At 61.5% G+C, this 21,372-nt stretch carries 21 protein-coding genes; 6 read left to right on the top strand and 15 right to left on the bottom strand.

Features of this window, described 5'->3' with window-relative positions; all coding sequences use genetic code 11:
* Positions 1-35: 35 nt before the first annotated feature.
* From PAF17_RS04480 to PAF17_RS04470, 3 genes are all read left to right on the top strand, one after another.
* Positions 36-1,787: a type I secretion system permease/ATPase gene (locus tag PAF17_RS04480; RefSeq protein ID WP_271887883.1), complete on the top strand. Its 1,752-nt coding sequence runs from the start codon at positions 36-38 to the stop codon at positions 1,785-1,787.
* 251 nt (positions 1,788-2,038) lie between these two features.
* Entirely contained in the window at positions 2,039-3,283 is a 1,245-nt protein-coding gene (locus tag PAF17_RS04475) for an HlyD family type I secretion periplasmic adaptor subunit (protein ID WP_408636371.1), read from the top strand.
* 178 nt (positions 3,284-3,461) lie between these two features.
* On the top strand, positions 3,462-4,775 hold the full coding sequence (locus PAF17_RS04470) for a short-chain fatty acid transporter (protein WP_271887882.1): 1,314 nt from the start codon (positions 3,462-3,464) through the stop codon (positions 4,773-4,775).
* A gap of 42 nt (positions 4,776-4,817) precedes the next feature.
* Here PAF17_RS04470 and rnr read toward each other — a convergent pair whose 3' ends face one another.
* The 3 genes from rnr to dapE are packed head-to-tail and all read right to left on the bottom strand — an operon-like array spanning position 4,818 to position 8,660.
* Positions 4,818-7,064 carry a ribonuclease R gene (rnr, locus tag PAF17_RS04465; protein ID WP_271887881.1) on the bottom strand — a complete coding sequence of 749 codons (2,247 nt, stop codon included), beginning with the start codon at positions 7,062-7,064 and terminating at the stop codon, positions 4,818-4,820.
* A gap of 46 nt (positions 7,065-7,110) precedes the next feature.
* On the bottom strand, positions 7,111-7,527 hold the full coding sequence (locus PAF17_RS04460; protein ID WP_271887880.1) for a GNAT family N-acetyltransferase: 417 nt from the start codon (positions 7,525-7,527) through the stop codon (positions 7,111-7,113).
* The gene (gene dapE, locus PAF17_RS04455; protein ID WP_271887879.1) at positions 7,524-8,660 is read right to left on the bottom strand and encodes a succinyl-diaminopimelate desuccinylase; all 1,137 of its coding nucleotides are present in this window, start codon (positions 8,658-8,660) and stop codon (positions 7,524-7,526) included. The genes PAF17_RS04460 and dapE overlap by 4 nt, the downstream gene beginning before the upstream one ends.
* A gap of 42 nt (positions 8,661-8,702) precedes the next feature.
* Between dapE and PAF17_RS04450 the strand changes: the two genes are divergently transcribed.
* From PAF17_RS04450 to PAF17_RS04440, 3 genes are all read left to right on the top strand, one after another.
* Positions 8,703-8,963: a hypothetical protein gene (locus tag PAF17_RS04450; protein ID WP_271887878.1), complete on the top strand. Its 261-nt coding sequence runs from the start codon at positions 8,703-8,705 to the stop codon at positions 8,961-8,963.
* Complete coding sequence (locus PAF17_RS04445; protein WP_271888011.1) at positions 8,935-10,524, top strand: acyl-CoA dehydrogenase family protein; 1,590 nt, start codon at positions 8,935-8,937, stop codon at positions 10,522-10,524. The genes PAF17_RS04450 and PAF17_RS04445 overlap by 29 nt, the downstream gene beginning before the upstream one ends.
* A gap of 80 nt (positions 10,525-10,604) precedes the next feature.
* The gene (locus PAF17_RS04440; RefSeq protein ID WP_271887877.1) at positions 10,605-11,063 is read left to right on the top strand and encodes an META domain-containing protein; all 459 of its coding nucleotides are present in this window, start codon (positions 10,605-10,607) and stop codon (positions 11,061-11,063) included.
* A 3-nt stretch (positions 11,064-11,066) separates the two neighbouring features.
* Here the strand turns inward: PAF17_RS04440 and recO are convergent, their stop codons facing one another.
* From recO to PAF17_RS04380, 12 genes are all read right to left on the bottom strand, one after another.
* On the bottom strand, positions 11,067-11,786 hold the full coding sequence (gene recO, locus PAF17_RS04435; RefSeq protein ID WP_271887876.1) for a DNA repair protein RecO: 720 nt from the start codon (positions 11,784-11,786) through the stop codon (positions 11,067-11,069).
* A 9-nt stretch (positions 11,787-11,795) separates the two neighbouring features.
* Positions 11,796-12,239: a VOC family protein gene (locus PAF17_RS04430; protein ID WP_271887875.1), complete on the bottom strand. Its 444-nt coding sequence runs from the start codon at positions 12,237-12,239 to the stop codon at positions 11,796-11,798.
* A 101-nt stretch (positions 12,240-12,340) separates the two neighbouring features.
* The gene (locus PAF17_RS04425; RefSeq protein WP_271887874.1) at positions 12,341-13,459 is read right to left on the bottom strand and encodes a Hint domain-containing protein; all 1,119 of its coding nucleotides are present in this window, start codon (positions 13,457-13,459) and stop codon (positions 12,341-12,343) included.
* Between the two features lie 149 nt (positions 13,460-13,608).
* Positions 13,609-14,547, bottom strand: a complete 939-nt coding sequence (rarD, locus tag PAF17_RS04420) for an EamA family transporter RarD (protein WP_271887873.1) — start codon at positions 14,545-14,547, stop codon at positions 13,609-13,611.
* Positions 14,548-14,592: 45 nt separating this feature from the next.
* Positions 14,593-14,928 carry a DUF1491 family protein gene (locus PAF17_RS04415; RefSeq protein WP_271887872.1) on the bottom strand — a complete coding sequence of 112 codons (336 nt, stop codon included), beginning with the start codon at positions 14,926-14,928 and terminating at the stop codon, positions 14,593-14,595.
* Between the two features lie 8 nt (positions 14,929-14,936).
* The gene (era, locus tag PAF17_RS04410; RefSeq protein ID WP_271887871.1) at positions 14,937-15,857 is read right to left on the bottom strand and encodes a GTPase Era; all 921 of its coding nucleotides are present in this window, start codon (positions 15,855-15,857) and stop codon (positions 14,937-14,939) included.
* Positions 15,854-16,513, bottom strand: coding sequence for a ribonuclease III (gene rnc / locus PAF17_RS04405; RefSeq protein WP_408636370.1), 660 nt, complete (start codon positions 16,511-16,513; stop codon positions 15,854-15,856). Before rnc ends, era begins: the two co-directional genes overlap by 4 nt.
* Before the next feature lie 26 nt (positions 16,514-16,539).
* Positions 16,540-17,346, bottom strand: a complete 807-nt coding sequence (gene lepB, locus PAF17_RS04400; RefSeq protein ID WP_271887869.1) for a signal peptidase I — start codon at positions 17,344-17,346, stop codon at positions 16,540-16,542.
* 72 nt (positions 17,347-17,418) lie between these two features.
* Positions 17,419-17,832, bottom strand: a complete 414-nt coding sequence (gene acpS, locus PAF17_RS04395; RefSeq protein ID WP_271887868.1) for a holo-ACP synthase — start codon at positions 17,830-17,832, stop codon at positions 17,419-17,421.
* A gap of 34 nt (positions 17,833-17,866) precedes the next feature.
* Complete coding sequence (locus PAF17_RS04390; protein ID WP_271887867.1) at positions 17,867-18,601, bottom strand: pyridoxine 5'-phosphate synthase; 735 nt, start codon at positions 18,599-18,601, stop codon at positions 17,867-17,869.
* 27 nt (positions 18,602-18,628) lie between these two features.
* Positions 18,629-19,471, bottom strand: coding sequence for a 4-(cytidine 5'-diphospho)-2-C-methyl-D-erythritol kinase (locus tag PAF17_RS04385; protein WP_271887866.1), 843 nt, complete (start codon positions 19,469-19,471; stop codon positions 18,629-18,631).
* A 9-nt stretch (positions 19,472-19,480) separates the two neighbouring features.
* Positions 19,481-21,286 carry a tetratricopeptide repeat protein gene (locus PAF17_RS04380; RefSeq protein WP_271887865.1) on the bottom strand — a complete coding sequence of 602 codons (1,806 nt, stop codon included), beginning with the start codon at positions 21,284-21,286 and terminating at the stop codon, positions 19,481-19,483.
* Positions 21,287-21,372: the final 86 nt, after the last annotated feature.

The following is a 21,372-nucleotide window of genomic DNA, read 5'->3' as shown; positions in this document are numbered from 1 at the left end:
CACGAACTCGGATAACGAATGAAAGCGGCAGTAAGATGAACAAGGCGCCCTCTGCGAATGACGGTGACAAGGAACTGCGCCGGGCCCGCGCGGCGGGGCTAAAGCTGTTCATTGCCGTGGGTCTGTTTTCGGCGGTGGTCAATCTGCTGATGCTGACCGGACCGCTGTTCATGTTGCAGGTCTATGACCGGGTGCTGGGTTCACGTTCTGTCGAAACCCTGACCGCGCTTTTCGTTCTGGTCGCGTTCCTGTTCCTGATGATGGGGCTGGTCGATCTGGCGCGCAATCGCGTCACCCAACGTATTGCCGCAAGATTTCAGGACCGGATGGAAGGACGGGTCTTCACCGCCGCCCTGCGCGAAGGCGCGATTAGCGGGGATGAATCCGCCGCCGCGGCAAGCGGGATGCGCGATCTGGATGCGGTGCAGCGCTTTATCGGCTCGCCCGTTTTGCTGGCCATGTTCGATCTGCCCTGGGCGCCCCTGTTTCTGGCTGCCGTTTTCATGTTCCACCCCTTGCTGGGTGTGGTTGCCACAATCGGGGGCGTGATCCTTGTGGTCTCGACCATCGCCAATCGCATGATGACGCGGCGCCCCCTGCAACAATCGACCGTCGCGGCCACACAGGCCCAACGCATGGCCGATCTGTATCGGGACGAAGGCGAAGTCATCGGCGCCCTGGGCATGCGCAGTGCAACCTTTGCGCGCTGGCGCTCCGCCCGCAGCGAAGCGCAGGACAACGCCGTGCGCGGGGCCGACACCGCAGCCGGCTTCACCGTCTTTTCGCGCAGCTTCCGCCTGTTTCTTCAAAGCGCGATGCTGGCGACAGGCGCATTGCTGGTTTTGCGCCAAGAGGTGACGCCCGGCGCCATGATTGCCAGTTCGATCATGATGGGGCGCGCATTGGCCCCGGTCGAGCAACTGGTTGGCGGCTGGGCCGTTGCACAGGCGGCGCAGGATGGATGGGACCGGCTGTCCCGCCTGCTAAGCAAGCAACCGCCCACGATCCCCAAGACGCCCTTGCCCCGCCCCGAAGCCCGGCTGGATGTCCGGCAATTGTCGGTTGCCCCGCCAGGACAGGGTATCGCCACATTGCGCGGCGTCAGTTTTTCGGTCGCGCCGGGTCAGGCGCTGGGTGTGATCGGACCGTCAGGGGCCGGGAAATCCACCCTCGCGCGCGCCTTGATCGGTGCCTGGCCTGTCGGGGCAGGCTCGATCCGGCTGGGTGGCGCGACGCTGGATCAATTCGATCCGGATGTGCTTGGATCCCTGATCGGCTACCTGCCACAACAGGTGACGCTTTTTGACGGCACCATCGCCGACAATATCGCGCGCCTGTCCCCCAACCCCGATCCGCAACGCGTGGTCCGCGCCGCCAAGGCCGCCGCCGCCCATCAGATGATCCTGGATCTGCCGCAAGGATACGACACCCGGATCAGCCAGACCGCGGGACGCCTGTCCGGCGGCCAGATCCAGCGCATTGGCCTTGCCCGTGCCCTGTATCCCGACCCTCTTTTGCTGGTTCTGGATGAGCCCAACTCGAATCTGGACAATCAAGGTTCCGAGGCGCTGAATGCCGCGATCCGCCGCGTCAAGGCACAGGGCGGCGCGGTCATCATCATGGCGCACCGCCCCGCGGCCATCAATGAATGCGAATTGCTTCTGGTCATGGAACAGGGGGTCCGTCGCGCATTCGGCCCGCGCGATCAGGTCCTGCAGGAAATGGTTCAGAATTCCGCGCAGATCAAAAAGGCGCAAGAAGCAGGCCGCAGCGGAGGCGTAACATGACCGAGGATCCGACCAGGGACGACAAACCCCATTCGTCCCAAGACCCAAACGCCGCAGGCGCGGCCTCGGGCGAAACGCCCAAGGAACCGGGCACGCAGGACAAGAAGGCGCAATCCGTCTTGCATCGTCGCCCGCCGCGGGCCGCGACACGCGTCGCCCCGCCTTCCCCGCCTCCGCCGCCTGAACCGGTCACCCCGCCGGATGACAGCCGATGGCCCGTTCGCGGCCCGGTGATGCTGGGCTTTGCCGCGATGCTGATCCTGTTCGGGGGCTTTGGTTTATGGGCCTCGCAAAGCCGCATCTCGGGCGCTGTCGTGGCCCCCGGCCAGGTCGAAGTGGAACAGCGCCGTCAAGTGGTTCAGCACCCGGATGGTGGTGTCGTCGACAGTATCGCCGTGACCGAGGGGGCAACCGTCGCGGCCGGCGATCTGCTGATCCGCCTTGATGGCACGTTGCTGTCAACCGAACTGGCAATTGTCGAAGGCCAGTATTTCGAAATTCTGGCACGGCGCGGCCGCCTCGAGGCGGAACGCGCAGATTCCGAATCGATCAGTTTTCCCGAGGAATTGCAGGACAAGGCGCTGGATAACGCCGACCTTCAGGCGTTGGTCGACGGACAGCAAAGCCTGTTTCAGACACGTCGTGACACCCTGCGCCAATCATTGGAACAGCTGCAAAAACAATCCGAACAGGTCAAATCTCAGGTCGATGGAATCGACGCACAGATTGTCGCACTGGATCGCCAGCGTGAATTGATCGGCGAAGAACTGGAAGATCAGGAAATTCTGCTGGATCGCGGGCTTGCGCAGGCGTCACGGGTGCTGGCCCTGCAGCGCGAGGCGGTCAGGCTGGATGGCCAGCTGGGCGAATTGCAGGCCAGCCGCGCCTCGGCAGAAACCCGGCAGACCGAGCTGGATATTCAAAGGCTGCGCCTTGGCTCTGAACGCCGCGAACAGGCTGAAACAGAGCTGCGAGACCTTGGTTATCGCGAACTTGAGCTGGCCGAACGCCGCCGCAGCCTGATCGAACAGACGAACCGCCTGGACATCCGCGCGCCGGTATCCGGCATCGTCTATGACCTGCAGGTGACCACACCCCGATCGGTCATTCGCGCGGCGGATCCCTTGCTGTATCTTGTTCCGCAGGACCGGCCGCTGGTGATCGGAGCGCGGCTTGCGACGATCAATGTCGATGAGGTGAATATCGGCCAACCGGTGGTGCTGCGCTTTTCGTCATTTTCATCGCGGACAACGCCGGAAATCGATGGTGCGCTTGCCCGCGTTTCCGCCGATGCGCTGACGGACGAAGCCACCGGCACCCCCTACTACCGCGCCGAAGTCACGATTCCCCCGGAAGAGCGGGACAAACTGGGCGATCTAGTTTTGATCCCGGGCATGCCGGTCGAGGTCTATATCCAAACGGGCGAACGCAGCCCCTTGGCCTATTTGCTGAAACCTCTGGCCGACTATTTCAACCGCGCCTTCCGCGAAACCTAGACACGACCGCGATCCGACACGACACGACACGACACGACACGACACGACACGACCGCAAGGCAAGCCGATCTTGCGCAAGATGCAAGATCGGCTTGCCTTGCCCCTAACTCTACGGCAGCAGTGGAATATCGGGGGCCGATAACACCGCCCCGGAATGAAACATGAGGGAGGGATCGCCATGCTCAGAGCCTTGTCCCGGCCTGCCACGCGCCTGATGGAACGGTGGCTGCCGGATGCATTCATATTTGTTGTCATCCTGACGCTTGTTGCCGCCGTCGCGGCAAGCCTGACCCAGGATGTCACGCCCGCCGCATTGATCGGCATGTGGGGTGACGGTTTCTGGACACTGCTGCAATTCTCGATGCAGATGCTGCTGGTTCTGGTGACCGGCTTCATCCTTGCCAGTTCGCCACCGGTGCGGCGCATCCTGCAATGGGTGGCAGGTTTCGCGACCACCCGCGGATCGGCCATCATATTGGTCAGTGTCGTCTCGCTTGCGGCAAGCTGGCTGAACTGGGGCTTTGGGCTGGTCGTCGGCGCGATCTTTGCCAAGGAACTGGCGCGCAAGGTGCGTGTCGACTATCGGTTGCTGGTTGCGGCGGCCTATTCGGGATTTGTCATCTGGCATGGCGGTCTGTCGGGGTCGATTCCCCTGACCATCGCGACCGAGGGTCATTTCACAGCAGATCAGATCGGGATCATTCCCACCTCTGAAACCATCTTCTCGTACTGGAACTTGATTATCGTCGCGCTCGTGCTGATCGTGATCCCGGTTGCCAATCGCATGATGTTGCCGACCGAATCCGAACAGGTTCTGGTGAACCCGGCACTGCTCGGCGAGGAAACCGCGCCCGCAGCCCTGCCCGAACATGCCACGCCGGCCGAGCGCCTTGAGAACAACCCTGTCCTGATGTGGTTGATCGGCGTGCCCGGCCTGGTCTGGCTGGCCACCTATTTCGCGGCCGGCGGCGGAATCAATCTGAATGTCGTGAACTTCCTGTTCCTGTTCCTCGGGATCTTGTGTCACGGAACGGCCCGCAGCCTGCTGTCTGCATTGGATCAGGGTGTGCGCGGTGGCGCAGGAATCGTGATCCAGTTCCCGTTCTATGCGGGAATCATGGCGATCATGACCGGCAGCGGGCTGGCCGCCAGCATGTCGGAATGGTTCGTGTCGATCTCGACCGCAGACACATTGCCGTTCTGGAGCTTTATCAGCGCCGGAATCGTCAATATCTTCGTCCCTTCGGGTGGCGGACAATGGGCGGTTCAGGCGCCGGTCATGCTGCCGGCGGCAGAGGCGCTGGGTGCCGATGTTCCGCGCGTGGTAATGGGTGTCGCCTGGGGCGATGCCTGGACGAACCTGCTGCAACCGTTCTGGGCCTTGCCGATGCTTGGAATCGCGGGCCTCAAGCCGCGCGACATCATGGGGTTCTGTGTCGTTTTGCTGTTGATCACCGGCATCCTGATCGGCGGGCTTCTTTACCTGCTGTAAAGGCGCGCGAAAATCAGTGGGCGGTTCCTGCGACCGCCCCCCTTACTTACGTTTCCGCCGCCGCTTGGTTGCGCGCTTGATTTCAGCAAGCCTCGCCTTGGTTGAGTGGCGACGCGGTGTGGCACCCCCCCTGCCTTTTCGCCCGCCCTTGGGCATTTTATTGCCTTCAAGCTCCAGCAATTCCAGCGTCAGTCCGCCCGTCACCGGTATCGCCTCGGCCAATCGCACCGTGACGCGTTGCCCGATCCCGATTTCCAGCCCCGTATCCGCCCCCACAAGCATCTGCGCATCCGCATCGAAGTGGAAATATTCCCGTCCGATTTCGCGGATCGGCAGCAAACCGTCTGCACCGGTTTCATCCAGCTTCACAAAGGCACCAAAGCGCTGGATTCCACTGATTCTGCCGGTCATCTCGGTGCCAACCCTGTCCGCCAGATAGGCAGCAAGATAGCGATCGGTCGTGTCGCGTTCGGCGGCCATGCTGCGCCGCTCGGTTTCGCTGATATGGGTCGCCGTTTCCGACATCCGGTCGATATCGCCCGGCGAAAGCCCATCCTTGCCCCAGCCATGTGCCGAAATCAGCGCCCGATGCACAATCAGATCGGAATAGCGTCGGATCGGCGAGGTAAAATGCGCATAGGATTTCAATGCCAGGCCGAAATGCCCGAAATTCTCGGGGTGGTAATAGGCCTGCGTCATCGAGCGCAGCGTCGAAATGTTGATCAGTTCGTCGAAATCCGTCCCTTCGGATTGCGCCAGCAATCGGTTCAGATGGCTGGTATGCAGCACCTGCCCTTTCGCCAGATTGAACCCCGAAGCCTGCGCGACTTCGCGCAATGCATCGATCTTGTCGAGGCTTGGTTCTTCGTGCACGCGAAACAATAACGGACGCTGACGCCGGGCCAGCTCCTCGGCGGCGGCGACATTCGCCAAAACCATGAATTCCTCGATCAATCGATGGGCATCGAAACGTTCGCGGAAATTGACCGATTTGACCCGGCCGTCATTGGTCAGTTCGATCCGCCGTTCCGGCAGGTCCAGATCCAGTGGCTGCCGCCGGTCCCGCGCCGCCTTCAACAGACCATAGGCATGCCAAAGCGGGCGAATCACGCTGTCCATCAGGGGCGCGGTCTGGGCATCGGGCGCACCGTCCGCACCCGCCTGCGCCTGTTCATATGACAGGCTGGCCTGGCTGTTCATCATCGCGCGATGAAAACTGTGGCTGACCTTTTGACCATCCGCATCCAGACGCATCCGCACGGCAATGACCGGACGATCCACCCGCTCGTGCAACGAACACAGATCCGCCGACAGGGCCTCGGGCAGCATCGGAACGACCCGATCGGGAAAATAGCTCGAATTGCCTCTGGTCCAGGCCTCGCGGTCAAGTGCGCTGTCGGGGCGCACGTAGAAGGCCACATCAGCGATGGCCACCCAGATCGAGGCACCGCCATCGTCTTCGATTGTCGCGGCAACCGCATCATCATGATCTCGGGCATCCGACGGGTCGATCGTGACCAATGGCAGGTCACGCAGATCCTCGCGGCCTTTCATGGCGGCTGGCTTGCGGGATTCGGCCTCTTCGATCACCTTCGCGGGAAACTCATCGGGTATCCCATGCTGGTGGATGGCGATCAGGCTGACCGCGCGCGGAGCCGACGGATCACCAAGCCGTTCGGTAACCCGCGCAATCGGCATCCCGAGACGACCCTTGGGACCGATCTGTTCGGCCTGCACCAATTCGCCGTTCTGCGCACCCGAGGTCGCATCGGCCCGCACCTTCCATTCGCGATCCTGCCCCTTGTCGATCGGAAGAATACGTCCACCTTCGCTTTCTGCGCGAAAGATACCGGTTATCTTATGCGCTGATGCGGTAATGCGGCGGATCAGGCGCGCCTGATAGTGATGATCTTCGCCCTGAACCGGAGCCAGCCGTGCCAGAAACCGTTCCCCCCGCCCCAAAGCCGGGTCGGTGTTGCGCGGCATATACAGGATGCGGGGCAGCGGACCTTCGCCGCGCCATTCAAGGGGCTTGACGAAAAGATCGCCCGATCCATCCGGCGCAAGCAATTCGACGACACTGACCGGAGGCAGGCTTTCCGCGTCGAGGTAATGTCGACGCCGGCGTTCCAGCAGACCCTCGGATTCCAGCTCTTTCAACAGCCGCTTCAGCTCGATCCGTTGCGCCCCCTTGATCCCGAATGCCTTGGCGATGTCGCGCTTGGAATTTGCATCCGGATGGTCCGCGACCCATTCCATGATCTGCTGCTTACTGGGAATCTGGGCCATTGGTTCAAACCTGATTAGAATTGTGGCGCTGCATCGCCACAGGGGGTCAAAGGTCGCGCGTCATGTCTCGATGCGGGATCCCCGCGTCGTCATAGATGGGACCATGCGCAACGAATCCCAGCTTTTCGTAGAAACCAATGGCATGTGTCTGTGCGCCCAGCAAGGCACGCCGCATCCCCGGACGTCCCCGCAGAACATCCAGCGCCGCACGAATCAGCGCAGCCCCCAGCCCCGTTCCGCGCGCTTCCTGCGTCACGCAAACCCGCCCGATCTTGCCTGTGTCACCCTTTTCAAGAATGCGCGCGGTGCCGACAGCCTTGTTTCCCTGCCATGCGACCAGATGGATGGCCTGACCATCCAGCCCGTCCCATTCCTCGGCTTCCGGAACGTTCTGTTCAACGACAAAGACCTGATGGCGCAAGGCGCGGCAGATGGACAGGTCGGTGGTCTGCTCGATCTTCATGCGAAAAATCTTTCCAGAATCTTGTGATAGATGGCCTGCAATTGCTGAACCTGCGCAACGGGCACGCGTTCATCGACCTGATGCATGTAATGCCCGACCAGCCCGAATTCGACGACGGGGCAGTGATCCTTGACGAAACGCGCGTCCGAGGTTCCGCCGGATGTCGAAAGTTCGGGCTGATGCCCGGTTTCCTGTTCAACCACATCGCGAACCAGATCCACGAAATCACCGGGTTTGGTCAGGAATGCATCGCCCGACACATGTGGCACGATTTCGATTGCGACACCCGTCTCGGCAGTGATTGCACCGGCACGACGTTCAAGTTCACCCGTCAACGACGCACCGTCATGAAGATCATTGAACCGGATATTGACAATGGCCGTCGCCGTCGCGGGAATGACATTCGACGCGGGATTTCCGCAATCAATGCTGGTGATCTGCAAACCAGAGGGGTCGAAATGTTCGGTGCCTTCATCCAGCGGCGCCGCAATCAGCCCTTCCAGAAACCGGGTCAGCGCATGCAGCGGATTGCGCGCCCGATGCGGATAGGCTGCATGCCCTTGCAACCCGGCAGCCTTGATACGGAACGTTACCGAACCCCGGCGCCCGATCTTCATCATTTCGCCCATGAAGTCGGGGTTGGACGGCTCGCCAACGATGCAGACATCCATCCGTTCGTCACGTTCCGCCATCCAGTCAAGCAAGGCGCGCGTGCCGTCTTGTGCGGGGCCTTCCTCATCCCCGGTGATCGCCAGGATGATCGCACCGTCCGGCGGTGTGTTCGTCACGAAATCAATCGCCGCCGCGGCAAAGGCCGCAACGCCGGATTTCATATCCGTCGCACCGCGCCCCCAGATCACCCCGGATTCGACATGCCCGCTGAACGGGGGGTGTGTCCACGCAGCCGGATCGCCCGGGGGAACGACATCGGTGTGCCCGTTGAAGCCAAAGCTGCGTGCGCCCTTGTCCCCCCAGCGCGCAAACAGGTTCGGCGTGCCATTGCGGTCGACACGATGCACCTGAAACCCCGCCCGCCCCAACAGCCCGCCCAGCAGATCAAGCGCCCCGCCCTCTTCGGGGGTCACGGATGGACAGCGTATCAGGCGGGCGGTCAATTCAGCAGCATCGGTCATTGCGGTTCCAAAACGTCATCAAGGGGGTGCGGGACAGCCAAAATGGCCGAAAACACCCGCATTTATTTGCGGAAACTGCACTACAGCCGCCCCGCCTGCAAGGTCGGGGCAAAAGCCGCCGCCAATGTCCGGTTCCCGGATCAGCAGAAGTATGGTTGCGACATTATCCATCATTATTTGACGCAATTCCGCATTATAGTTGCGCTGCAGATGCAAAATGTCTACCTATGCTGCAACGCCGCAAAGGGACGAATCGATGAAAGACATGGTGCATATGGGTCAGGCCGTTCTGTCGGAAATTGAGGAATTGCAGCGCCGCGCCGCAGAAAATCTGCGCGAACGGGTCGCCCCTCAGGGAAAGCCCGACGCCGCATTGCTGGAAAAACACCAGCATGCCGCCCATGCGCTGTCCTGGCTGGCAACCTATGTCGAGGCGTTGAAACAACTGGCGCAATGGTCCCGGAAAGTCAGCGGCGAAACCGAGGATCTGATCGCGCAGATCGGTTTTGGTGAATACCTGACGCAGATCGCGAACGGTATCATGATGAGCCAGAACGAATTTGCCCGGCTCTCTGATCTTGGTGTGGAATGGTCGCCATCAGATACCGCGAAATCCCTGATGGCGGCGAACACGCCCGACGCGCGCGCCCGGCTGGCTGCGCTGATGGCGCAATCGCGCGGCAGCGCAACATTCGGCCAGACCGGATTGGACGAAGATCTGGAAATGATCCGCGACCAGTTCCGCCGTTGGGCCGATGACAAAGTCGTGCCCCATGCCCATGACTGGCATCTGAAGGACGAACTGATCCCGATGGAGATCATCGAGGAGCTGGCCGAACTGGGCGTCTTTGGCCTGACCATCCCCGAAGAACTGGGCGGGTTGGGCATGTCCAAGGCCGCGATGGTCGTCGTCAGCGAGGAATTGTCGCGCGGCTATATCGGTGTCGGCAGCCTTGGCACCCGCAGCGAAATCGCGGCCGAGCTGATCATCGGCGGTGGCACCGATGCGCAGAAGGAACATTGGCTGCCGAAACTGGCCAGCGGGGAAATCCTGCCCACCGCGGTCTTTACCGAACCCAATACCGGCAGCGATCTGGGCAGCCTGCGCACCCGCGCGGTGAAGGATGGCGATGACTGGAAGGTGACCGGCAACAAGACCTGGATCACCCATGCCGCCCGCACGCATATCATGACGCTGTTGGCCCGCACCGATCCCGAAACAACGGATTACCGCGGCCTGTCGATGTTCATCGCGGAAAAGACACCGGGCAGCGACGAAAATCCCTTCCCCACCCCCGGCATGACCGGCGGCGAGATCGAGGTGCTGGGCTATCGCGGCATGAAGGAATACGAGCTTGGCTTCGACGGGTTCGAGGTCAAGGGCGAGAACCTTCTGGGCGGCGTCACCGGTCAGGGCTTCAAGCAGCTGATGCAGACCTTTGAATCGGCCCGCATCCAGACCGCCGCCCGCGCCATCGGCGTCGCGCAGAACGCGCTGGAACTGGGCCTGCAATATGCGCTGGACCGCAAGCAATTCGGCAAATCGCTGATCGAGTTCCCGCGCGTGGCCGACAAGCTGGCGATGATGGCAGTGGAAATCACCATCGCGCGGCAGCTGACCTATTTCAGCGCCTGGGAAAAGGATCACGGCCATCGCTGCGATCTAGAGGCCGGGATGGCCAAGCTGCTGGGTGCGCGTATTGCATGGGCCTGTGCTGACAACGCCTTGCAGATCCACGGCGGCAACGGCTTTGCGCTGGAATATCAGATCAGCCGCGTGCTGTGCGATGCGCGTATCCTGAACATCTTTGAAGGGGCGGCGGAAATTCAGGCACAGGTGATCGCGCGACGTTTGCTGGGCTGATCTTTGCTTGCGGGGATAGACTATCGCGCAAAAAGCAGGTTCACTGCATCGTGAATTATCTGTTCAAAGGAGATTGCCTCATGCCCCGCCTGACCCGTCTTGGCCTCGGCGCCGCCGCCACCGCCGCGACCCTTGCGCTTGCCTCTTGTGGTCCGGCCCAGATCGGCTCTGGCGGCATTCCGCAGGGCGAATATGTTCTGGTCGGCATGGATGGTGGCACCGTGCCGCTGCGGAATGTAACGCTGGTGGTCGATGGATCCCAGATTTCCGGCCGCGGCCCCTGCAACAGCTACAGCACGCAAAACAATGCGAATCTTCCTGCGCTTGAACTGTCGCCGATCGTGTCGACCAAGATGCACTGCAAGGATGCGCCATTGGAGAACCGGTTCTTCTCGGTGCTGCAAACCGCAAATGAAATGGAGTTCTATGGTGGCGTTCTCAAGGTGAAATCGCCCCAGACCTGGCTGATTTTTGAACATGGCCATCGCGCCGACGAAGTGCAGGTCAGCGCCGTCGAATCCGCACGCGGCGCACCCTGAACGCTAGGGCGTCAACAAGCGCCGGATCAACCGATCGCGGGCGGCCGGCAAAGGCCGCCCAACCAATTCGGCGGCCAGCCGCTTTTCCAGGAAATGCCCCGAAATCGCCAATCCTTCGGCCAGGCCATTTCCGCGGTTGTCCCCCGCACCGCCCAGCAACCCCGGCAAGGGCAGCAGACGATTCGCCCATTCACCCGCCCCCAAGCGGCTGACAGCGCAGCCCGATCGCGGACTGACATAGGCCAACCCCTCGGTCGCGCCGGTCACCGCACATGAGGTCAGGTCCAGGCCGAATCCCATCTCGTCCAGCAGGCGCATTTCCCACGCCAGATAGATTTCTGCCCAGTCGCCCCCGGCGTTCATTCGGTCCAGCAGGGATTCGCTGAACCGGACAAGATCGGGATGCGGATCGCGTTCAGGCAGGGCAAAAATCAGCAACGCACAAACCGCGTTCAGTCCCGCCAACCCCAACGGATCGATCAACAACTGCGCGCGCGCGCGGACAGGTTCGGCCGAGAAGTGCCCCAACTGATCGTCATTGCGCGCGCGCCAATGCAGATCGAGCCGTGTTCCCGGTTGCAGCATCGCCGCCCGTTTGCGAGACGCCCCCCCGGGAACAAGCCCGGACCTGCGCCCCTGTTCCATGGTCAGCACATCTATAATGATCGCATGTTCACCATGCGGTCGCCGCGCAAGAACTGTGCCTTCGGCCCGCCACTCCATGAAAGGGGATCAATCCGACGCTTCGGGCAAGGTCAAGCCGCCATCGTCATCCAAAGGCCAGAAAGGATTGGTGGCAATTTCCCAGACATGCCCGTCAGGATCGGCAAAATAGCCTGAATAGCCGCCCCAGAACACGGATTCGGGCCTTTTCAAACATTTTGCCCCTGCATCAATCGCGGCCTGAAATACGGCATCGGTCTGGGCGTTGTCGGGGCAATTCTGCGCCAGCGTCATTGCCCCCGTTCCCAACACGGCATCAGGGCGACCCTGATCCTTGGCCAGTTCGGCACGCCCGAACAGGCCAAGTACGGCGCCATTCATCTGATAGAAAACCACAGAATCCTGCGATTGGGGATGCGGCTGCCAGCCCCATTTTCGGTAAAATTCCCTCGCCCGATCCAGATCGTCGACGCCAAGCGTAATCAACGTAACCCGTTGCCTGCATGCCGACATGACACCCCCCTGCCTTTACGGCCCAAACCTGCCACGCAAGGCGAAACGGAACAAGGGGCGCGTGCCTGGCGCCCCTTGGCAAAGCGATACGGTTGCCGGTTTCAGGAAAGCACTGACTGCCCGTTGCGGACATGACGCGCGGCCATCTGGCGCGCCTTCCGGCCCGGAATGATGGGGCGCGCAGGCACGGTTTCCGGCGTATTCTCCAGCTCGGGGAACAAGGCGAGGATTTCGTCGCGGGCCGCAGGGCCGACCGATTTCAACGCCTCGGGTCCCGTGAACAGGGATTCGGTCAAGGCACCGTTCGACCAGACCATCTGATGGCGATCAAACAGGAAATGATAATAGGTCACGCTGTCGATATCTTGCACCAGCGCGATTCCGTCCAGCTCCAGCAATTGCTTGGCGGCAACCAGAACTTCATCGGTGCCGAACATACGTTGCGCGATTTTCGAGCGAACAAGAACGCGGTGCTGAGGCGACACGATCAGATCGTGAGACGGCAGGCCCTGCCCCAAGGCACCGGCAGAAATCCGCACCGGGCGCATGTTTGGCGCGGCAACAAGATCCACGGACGCGCCGCCAATCCATTGGATCTGCTGGGCATCTTGATCGGCAGTCAGAACCAGATCGCCCTGGCTAAGATCTTCGATCCTGACATCGCCCGCCGGGGTCGCGATCATCGTGCCGGCAGCGAAACAGGCAAAATCGACGACGGGCCGGCTGGTGGTGACCCCGGAATATTCGTTCTCGATCAACGAATCCAACCGGATCGACGTAATCGCCTTTGACGCAAGGATCGTATTTGTTGCCGGCGCCAGTGACGGCCCGACAAACAGATCGCCCGTCGTGGCCTGAAACACCGGGATGGCCACTGTTTCGGTTGTGCCATCAAAGTAGGTAATCGTGGCCCAATAGGCGGCACCGGCGTCGAACTGATAGGTTTCATCGACCCCATCGGCGTCGATGTCAGTCGTGAATTCGTCCGTGCCGTTGCTGTTGTTCTGGTTCAGAACAGATGTGCCGTTGGTCGAGTTCGTGTCAAAGAAATCCGCCGCTTCGACTGACACGATCTGTTCATAAAGCGGCTCTGTCGCACTGCCAAAGGTCTGACCGACGAATTGCGAGCTACCGGCATTCTCGGCGACGTTGTTACCCTCTTGCGGGTCCATGCTTTGCGCAACATGCCCCAAATAAATACCATTCCAAGTCGTCGGCATGACAACTCCTCACTGAAAATACACTGAACCACTCCGCGAAAATGCGCGGCACTCAAAAACGGAATCGAAACAATCAATCCGGTCAGTGTTTTAGCAATGAGGTGGCAAACGGCCTAGCTATCCAAATGTACAGCCCGGAATTGCGTGACCTATTGGATCCGATGGCTGGTCGGGGCCCGCCTGGCGCGGCGATTGGCGCTGGCGGTGCGCAACAACGAGATCGAATAGATCACCAGCGCCGCCCAGATCAGAGGAAAGGCGATCATGCGCGCTGTCCCAAAAGGTTCATGAAATATCAACACGGCGCATAGCAGGATCATGGTCGGCGTCAGATATTGCAGGAAGCCGATCGTCGAAAGGCGCAAAAGCTTGGCCCCATTGGCATAGCACAGCAACGGAATCGCCGTGATCGGTCCGCAGCCCAGCAACATCAACACATCCCGCATGCTGCCATCGCCAAAGCCACCCTGCCCGGTCACGGCCAGCCAGATCAGATACCCACCGGCAATCGGCGTCAGCAGCAGGACTTCCAGCGTGAACCCCTGGTTGGGTCCAAGGGGCAGGCTTTTCTTGCAATAGGCATAAAACCCCCAGCTGAAGGTCAGGACAACCGCGACCAAAGGCAAACGCCCCGCCTGAACGGTCAGCACGACCACGGCCACAAAAGCCAGCGATATGGCCAGGATTTGCAGGCGCGAAAGCCGCTCGCCCAGCAACAGGGCGCCCAGAGTCACACTGAACAACGGGTTGATGTAATATCCCAACGCGGCGTCCAGCGCATGATCATGCCCGACAGCCCAGACATAGGTGACCCAGTTGATCGAGATCAGAACCGCCGTCAGCGTCGCCATGGCCAAAAGCCGCGGATTTCGCAACGCCGCCATCACGTCATCGCTGCGCCGCTGCCACAAAAGCACGCCGGCGGCGACGGGCAAGGACCACAGAACACGATGCGCGATCACCTCGACTGTCGGCACATGCGCCAATGCCTTCATGTAGATCGGCAGCAAACCCCACATCACATAGGCGATCAGCGCGAAAATCAGGCCGCGCGGCGAATCAGTGGGCAGGGTGTCGGGTTTGCTCATGATGAATGCATATGCTGCAATCCCGGGCCGCGCCAGATGGCAAGATCATCCAAGCCCCTCGGCGTCGAGCAAGGTCTGCCCCTCGCGGCTTTCGATCTCGATCACCCAGATATCGGGGTCAAAGCTGCGCTGTCGCTGGATCGCGTCGTCGACCTCGCGTTCGGGCGCGTCCAGCACCATCTGCCAGGGCCGCTGATCGGTTTCGAAATCCCATTCGCGCGAATACAGCCGCGCCGAGCCATCCAGCAATGCGCATTTGACCAAAATGGCGCCTGCGGTCTGATCACCCCGCGTGATGACATAGGCGGGAATATTCGCCATACCCAGCCGCGCCAGATAGGCCGATACCCAGATTCCCGCCGCCAATCTTGGTTCGGGCATGGTCGCGCTCAGGCGTCGCCATCACGGAAATCCAGCCCGATCTCGCCGTATCTTTCGGCTTCGTTCTGCCAGTTTTCGCGAACCCGGACCTGCAGGAACAAATGCACGCGGCGTCCCATGAATTCCTCAAGGTCGGCACGCGCGGCCTGTCCCACGGCCTTGATCGTCTCACCGCCCTTGCCCAGCACGATCCCCTTGTGACCATTGCGCGCGACATAGACGACCTGCTCTACCCGCGCCGAGCCATCCTTGCGCTCTTCCCAGGATTCGGTTTCGACGGTCAGCTGATAGGGAATTTCCTCGTGCAGCCGCAGAGTCAGCTTTTCGCGTGTCACTTCGGCGGCAATCATGCGCATGGGCAGATCGGCAATCTGATCCTCGGGGTAAAGCCACGGCCCTTCGGGCAGGCTTTGGGCCAGCCATTTGCGCAGATCGGCACAGCCATAGCCCTTTTCCGCCGAGACCATGAAGGTCTGCGTAAAGGGATAGGCCTCGTTCATCTTCTGGGACAAGGCCAGAAGCGCCTCGGATTTGACACGATCGATCTTGTTGATGACCAACGCCACCGGCGGGTTGCGTTCCAACGCCTGCAGGGATTCCAGAATCGCGGCAACCCCGTCGGTCAAGCCCCGATGTGCCTCGATCAGCAACAGGATCAGATCGGCATCCGCCGCCCCGCCCCATGCAGCGGCAACCATGGACCGGTCGAGCCGACGCCGGGGACGAAAGATTCCCGGCGTATCGACAAAGACCAACTGACTTTGATCTTCGATCGCGATTCCCCTTATGCGCGCGCGCGTGGTTTGCACCTTATGCGTCACGATGCTGACCTTCGCACCGACCATCTGGTTCAACAGGGTCGATTTTCCGGCATTGGGTTCGCCAATAAGCGCGACAAAGCCCGCGCGGGTAGAACTACTCTGGGTCATTCGCGGCCCTCCAGCCGTTCCAGCAAGGTCCGAGCAGCAGCCTGTTCGATGCTGCGTTTGGTGCCCGAGCCCTGAGCGGCCGCGGTTTCACCATTGTCCAGACGGACGGTTATGTGAAAGACGGGCGCATGGTCAGGGCCACCGCGCCCGGTCTGTTCATAGGCAGGCGGCTTCATGCCATTGGCCTGCGCCCATTCCTGCAAGGCGGTCTTGGGGTCGCGGGGATCATCCTCGATCGTGTCAAGACGGTCGCGCCACAGGTTAAGAACCACGCGGCGTGCGGTTTCGAAACCGGCATCCAGATAAACTGCGGCGATCACAGCCTCCATCCCATCAGCCAGCAGCGCCTCTTTGCGACGCCCACCCGACAACATTTCGGAGCGGCCCAGCTTCAGCACCTCGCCCAAACCGATCTGTCGGGCCAGTGCGGCGCATGTCTCGCCCTTGACCAGCGCGTTATAGCGCGGCGCAAGCTGCCCCTCGCTGGCCTGCGTATCGGCATGAAACAGCGCTTCGGCCATGACCAGGCCAAGCACCCGGTCACCCAGAAATTCAAGCCGTTGATTATCGGGCCGGGTCGCCGAGGCGATCGACCCATGCGTCAGCGCCCTGACAAGAAATTCAGGGCGCGCAAAATCATGGCCCAGACGCCCCATGAAAGCGAGAATTTCGGCAGATGGTGTCACTCGACCGCCTTGAAGAAACGGTCCGGACGCCAGGTCCAGAAATAAAGAAGCGAACGTCCCGCAGACGAGAACATGATCCGGTCAGCACGCCCGATCAGGTATTTGGCGGACACAAAGCCCAGGCCACCAACCTGCTGGGGGAAACGCGAATCTTCGGAGTTGTCGCGATTGTCACCCATGAAGAAATACTGACCTTCCGGCACGGTGTAGGTCTGGGTGTCATCAGCAACCCATCCGTCAACGATGTTCAGCACGTCATAGCTGACCCCGTTGGGCAGGGTTTCGGTCATGCGGGGCTTGATGCATTCGCCGCCTTCCGGAACCGGATCATTCGCGCAGCGTGGCACCAGACCCTGAGGACCTTGTTGCTCCTTGATCTCGACAAAGTCTCCGGCGGGTTCGGTCTTGACCGGTTCGCCGTTCAGCCAGACCTTGCCGCCGCGCATCTGAATCGTATCGCCGGGCAATCCGATCACGCGCTTGATGAAATCGACGCCGCGCGTCGGATGGCGGAAAACGACCACATCGCCACGTTCGGGGTCGCTGCCCATGATCCGATCCGAAATCGGGCAGGCCGAGAACGGGCATGACACCGCCGAATAGCCATAGGCCATCTTGTTGACGAACAGGAAATCACCGATCAGCAGGGTGTCCTTCATGCTGCCCGATGGGATCCAGAAGGGCTGAAAGAACAGGGTCCGGAAGATACCCGCGATCAGCAAGGCCCAGAAAATGGTCTTGATCGTTTCCCAGATGCCTTCCTTTTTTTCGCCACCATTCTTGCGTAGCGTGCTGTCGGCCATTCTGTCTGTCCTTCCGATACGTGGCGCTGGGGCCGCATTTCTCGCGTTCATGGTCCCCCACGGGGGGCAAAGTCAAGCCAAGGCTGGGCGCTGCGGGCGCGCTTCGATGATCACAAACGCCTGTGCCCATGGGTGATCGTCGGTCAGCGTCACGTGAACGACGGCCTCGTACCCCGCCGGGGTCATCTGCGCCAGACGATCCGCCGCCCAGCCGGTCAGCTCCATAACGGGCTGCCCGCTGCGCAGATTGCTGACCGCCATGTCACGCCAACTGATGCCCATGGCCAGCCCTGTTCCCAGAGCCTTTGAACAGGCTTCCTTGGCGGCCCATCGTTTGGCCAGCGTGCCTGCCTCGTCCTTGCGACGTGCGGCCTTCAGCAACTCGGTCTCGGTAAAGACACGTTGACGGAAACGGTCGCCGAAACGGTCCAGTGTCCTCTGGATCCTTTCGATATTGGCCAGATCTGTTCCAATTCCCAGAATCATCCGGCCTGCGACCTTTCGGGATCGGATCCGGCGATCATTTCCGGGCTTTCTCCATGCAATGCCGCATGTGTTGAACTGCGCCGCCCAACCCCAGAAAGACCGACTCGGCGATCAGGAAATGCCCGATATTCAGCTCGGCAATCGGTTTGAGCGCGGCAATCGGGCCGACCGTCTCGAATGTAAGCCCGTGCCCTGCATGCACCTCGAGGCCCAGTTCCGCGGCCAGATCCGCACCGTGGGCAAGCCCCTTCAATTCAGTATCACGCGCGGCGTGTTGGCCCTCGGTGTCGAAATCGCAGTAAGCGCCGGTATGCAGTTCGACCACTGCCGCACCAATGCGTGCGGCGGCCTCGATCTGGGCCGGTTCATGGCCGATGAACAACGAGACACGGCAGCCCGCATCCCGCAACGGCGCGATGAATTCGGCCAGGTATGCCTCGTTCCCAGCGACATCCAGGCCACCTTCGGTCGTGCGTTCCTCGCGTTTTTCGGGCACAAGACACACCGCGTGGGGGCGATGGCGCAGAGCGATTGCCTGCATCTCGGCTGTTGCCGCCATTTCCAGGTTCAGCGGCAATTGAAGATTGGCCATCAAGGCGTCGATATCGGCATCGCTGATGTGACGCCGATCCTCGCGCAGATGCGCCGTAATACCATCGGCGCCGGCTTCTTGCGCGATCCGCGCCGCGCGCAGCGGATCGGGCCAGGGCGTTCCGCGGGCGTTGCGGATGGTGGCAACGTGATCGATATTGACGCCGAGGCGCAGCATGGAAAATCTCCGCTTGTTTTGCGCATCCTAGCGGCCAGAGGCGGCAGGCACCAGTTCCGTCGCCACCGCCCACCATCCATTCCGCGCCAGAATCTCTGCCGCGTTTCGCGCCTGCGTTTCGTTGGCATACAGCCCAAAGCATGTCGCCCCCGATCCCGACATGCGCGCAAAGCCCGCACCCGAGTTTTCCAGCGCCTCGATCACCCGGGCAATGTGTGGCTGCAAGCTGCGGGCCACCGGTTCGAGATCGTTGCGCGTCTGCCGCAACCAGGCGATCAAATCAGCGATTCCCGCGAAATGAGGCACGGGCCCCAGCGGGGCATTGTCTCGCGAGGTCAGCGCCCTGAACACCTCTGGCGTGGACAGGCTGATCCCCGGATTGACCAGCACCGCAGAAATCGCGGGGAAATGGTGCAAAGGTGTCAGCACATCACCGATCCCCTGCATGCGGGCCGGCCGTGACAACAGGCAGACGGGGATATCCGCCCCCAGACATTCGACCCCTTCCGGAACATCATAGCCCATCCGCGCCAGACCGCGCAGGACCGCCGCCGCATCGGCCGAACCACCACCGATGCCGGATGCCACAGGCAGGTTCTTTTGCAAGGCAATAGAAACCCCGGCGCTCGCACCGACACCGGCCAGTTCCGCGGCCTTCCAGCACAGATTGGTGCAATCATTGCCCAACCCGGCCCCGAAAGGCCCGTCTATCTTCAGGGACATCGGGCCGGGCACCAAGGTCACGCGGTCACCAATTCCGGCAAAGGCGACCAGCGAATCCAGCAGGTGATAGCCATCCTCCCGGCGCCCGGTCACATGCAGCGCAAGGTTGATCTTGGCCGGGGCCGATTCGACGATGGGTGCGCACATGGTGACGGATCAGTCCAGGGCCTGCTGCGTGGTGGGCGCATTTGCCTGCGCGGGCGACAGGGAATCCGTGTCACCTTCATCGGCAAGAACCGCGTCCAGCCCGCGTTCAAGCTTGGCCCGGATGCGGTCGGCATCCACATCGTCATTGCTGTCGGGGTCCAGCGACAGGGCACGTTTCCATTGGATTTCCGCTTCGCGCTTGCGCCCGACCTTCCAGTAGATATCGCCCAGATGATCATTCACCAACGGATCGGCCGCCATGGTTCCGATCGCCTGTTCCATGGGAACCACCGCCTCGGAATACCGCCCAAGCCGGTAATAGGCCCAGGCCAGCGAATCCAGAATATACCCGTCATCCGGCGACAGGCGCACGGCCTGCCGGATCATGTCCAGCGCCCGGTCAAGATTCTCGCCCCGGTCGATCCAGCTATACCCCAGATAATTCAGCAGGCTGGCCTGATCGGGGCGAATTTCGATTGCGGCCAAAAGGTCCTTTTCGGCCCGCGCAAACTGCCCCGAGCGTTCGAGTGCGATCCCCCGTGCATAAAGCGGGAACCAGCGCGCCTGAGCAGGCGCGTCCTGCAGCATGGTCAGCGCCTTGTCATAAGCGGGCACAGCCTGTGCGAATTTTTGCTGTTGGCGCAGCAAATCCCCCAGCGCGATCCAGGCCTGCGGCAGTTCGGGATAGGCTGCGGTCAGCGACAGCGCGGCCTTTTCGGCCTCGGCATGATGTTCAGCCTGGGCCAGCGCCTCGATTCGGGTCAGCTCGGCGACAGGACGCATCTGACCCTTGCGGCGCAATGTCTCGTATTCCTGTTCAGCCAGCTCGAATTGCTGATGCTCTTGCAGAAGCTGAGCGACCATCAGGCGGGCCTCGGCCATATCGGGCGACAGCCACGAGGCCAGACGGGCATGGATCAGCGACAACGGCTCGGGGTTGGAACTGGACGCCAGCGCGGTCGCAAAGGTCAGGAACACCTGCGCGATTCCGTCGGCGGGCGTGCGCACGACATCGAAGCCGACCTGCTCACCAGCCTGCAGACGGTCGCGCAATTCCATCAGTTGCGGCTCGGCATCCAAACCCTGCAATTCATTCAGCAGCCCGATCGCCTCGTCCCGGCGCTCCAGTTGCGCCAGAACCTCGGCCCGCGCCATATAGCCCAGCACATGCGAACCGGTCGCGCGATCCGACAAGAGCGTCGCCGCGCTTTCGTAATCACCCACCAGCGCCCGTGCCAGCGCGAGGTGATAATTGACCATCGGCGCAACCTCGGGGTTTCCCGACATTTCTTCCAGCAGGGCCAGCGCCTCGGACGCGCGCCCGGCCCCCATCAAGGCCCATGCGCGGATCATGCTGACCATCAGATCGCGATCCCTTGCCTGTCTTGGGGACGCGTTTTCGGGATCGGTGCGCTCCAGCAGGTCATCCCATTTTCCCTGATGGACCAGATCGGCGCTGTGAACCAGGCGCGACAATTCGGTTCCATCGCCACGCTCTTCCATTTCGGCGGCGAATTTCACCGCCCGTTCGATCCCGCCCGCCGAACAAAAGGCGACCAACGCGCTGTCTTCCAGATAGGCATCGCCGGGATCATGTGCGACGGCCTGCGCGAAATACCGCGCCGCGGCCCGAAAATCGCTTTCGACTGCGGCCATGCGCGCAGCCAGATAGGGGCCGGCAAGACCGAAGGTCGGCGCGGAATCCTGCACCTCTTCGCCGGGACGAGGAGAGGGCCGGTCCTGCGCGAACACGCCTGCGGGCAGCCCGACAGAAAGGAACAGGGCAACGGTCAACGCCAGATTCGGGCGGGTCAAATTCAAGGTTTCCATCCCGGATTACAGAATTTCGCTTGTCCGAGCCTAACCCTGCGGCTGGTCCCTCGCAACGGGCCAGCCGCAGC

The organism is Paracoccus onchidii (assembly GCF_028294535.1).
Classification (GTDB): domain Bacteria; phylum Pseudomonadota; class Alphaproteobacteria; order Rhodobacterales; family Rhodobacteraceae; genus Paracoccus; species Paracoccus onchidii.
Note: the sequence above shows the minus strand (reverse complement) of the source record. Positions and strands in the feature narration are given on the sequence as shown.

Excerpts from the sequence above, each read along its gene's own strand:
- PAF17_RS04480 (WP_271887883.1), top strand. The coding sequence starts at position 36 with ATGAACAAGGCGCCCTCTGCGAATGACGGTGACAAGGAACTGCGCCGG.
- PAF17_RS04475 (WP_408636371.1), top strand. The coding sequence starts at position 2,039 with ATGCTGATCCTGTTCGGGGGCTTTGGTTTATGGGCCTCGCAAAGCCGC.
- PAF17_RS04470 (WP_271887882.1), top strand. The coding sequence starts at position 3,462 with ATGCTCAGAGCCTTGTCCCGGCCTGCCACGCGCCTGATGGAACGGTGG.
- rnr (WP_271887881.1), bottom strand. The coding sequence starts at position 7,064 with ATGGCCCAGATTCCCAGTAAGCAGCAGATCATGGAATGGGTCGCGGAC.
- PAF17_RS04460 (WP_271887880.1), bottom strand. The coding sequence starts at position 7,527 with ATGAAGATCGAGCAGACCACCGACCTGTCCATCTGCCGCGCCTTGCGC.
- dapE (WP_271887879.1), bottom strand. The coding sequence starts at position 8,660 with ATGACCGATGCTGCTGAATTGACCGCCCGCCTGATACGCTGTCCATCC.
- PAF17_RS04450 (WP_271887878.1), top strand. The coding sequence starts at position 8,703 with ATGGCCGAAAACACCCGCATTTATTTGCGGAAACTGCACTACAGCCGC.
- PAF17_RS04445 (WP_271888011.1), top strand. The coding sequence starts at position 8,935 with ATGGGTCAGGCCGTTCTGTCGGAAATTGAGGAATTGCAGCGCCGCGCC.
- PAF17_RS04440 (WP_271887877.1), top strand. The coding sequence starts at position 10,605 with ATGCCCCGCCTGACCCGTCTTGGCCTCGGCGCCGCCGCCACCGCCGCG.
- recO (WP_271887876.1), bottom strand. The coding sequence starts at position 11,786 with ATGGAGTGGCGGGCCGAAGGCACAGTTCTTGCGCGGCGACCGCATGGT.
- PAF17_RS04430 (WP_271887875.1), bottom strand. The coding sequence starts at position 12,239 with ATGTCGGCATGCAGGCAACGGGTTACGTTGATTACGCTTGGCGTCGAC.
- PAF17_RS04425 (WP_271887874.1), bottom strand. The coding sequence starts at position 13,459 with ATGCCGACGACTTGGAATGGTATTTATTTGGGGCATGTTGCGCAAAGC.
- rarD (WP_271887873.1), bottom strand. The coding sequence starts at position 14,547 with ATGAGCAAACCCGACACCCTGCCCACTGATTCGCCGCGCGGCCTGATT.
- PAF17_RS04415 (WP_271887872.1), bottom strand. The coding sequence starts at position 14,928 with ATGCCCGAACCAAGATTGGCGGCGGGAATCTGGGTATCGGCCTATCTG.
- era (WP_271887871.1), bottom strand. The coding sequence starts at position 15,857 with ATGACCCAGAGTAGTTCTACCCGCGCGGGCTTTGTCGCGCTTATTGGC.
- rnc (WP_408636370.1), bottom strand. The coding sequence starts at position 16,513 with ATGGGGCGTCTGGGCCATGATTTTGCGCGCCCTGAATTTCTTGTCAGG.
- lepB (WP_271887869.1), bottom strand. The coding sequence starts at position 17,346 with ATGGCCGACAGCACGCTACGCAAGAATGGTGGCGAAAAAAAGGAAGGC.
- acpS (WP_271887868.1), bottom strand. The coding sequence starts at position 17,832 with ATGATTCTGGGAATTGGAACAGATCTGGCCAATATCGAAAGGATCCAG.
- PAF17_RS04390 (WP_271887867.1), bottom strand. The coding sequence starts at position 18,601 with ATGCTGCGCCTCGGCGTCAATATCGATCACGTTGCCACCATCCGCAAC.
- PAF17_RS04385 (WP_271887866.1), bottom strand. The coding sequence starts at position 19,471 with ATGTGCGCACCCATCGTCGAATCGGCCCCGGCCAAGATCAACCTTGCG.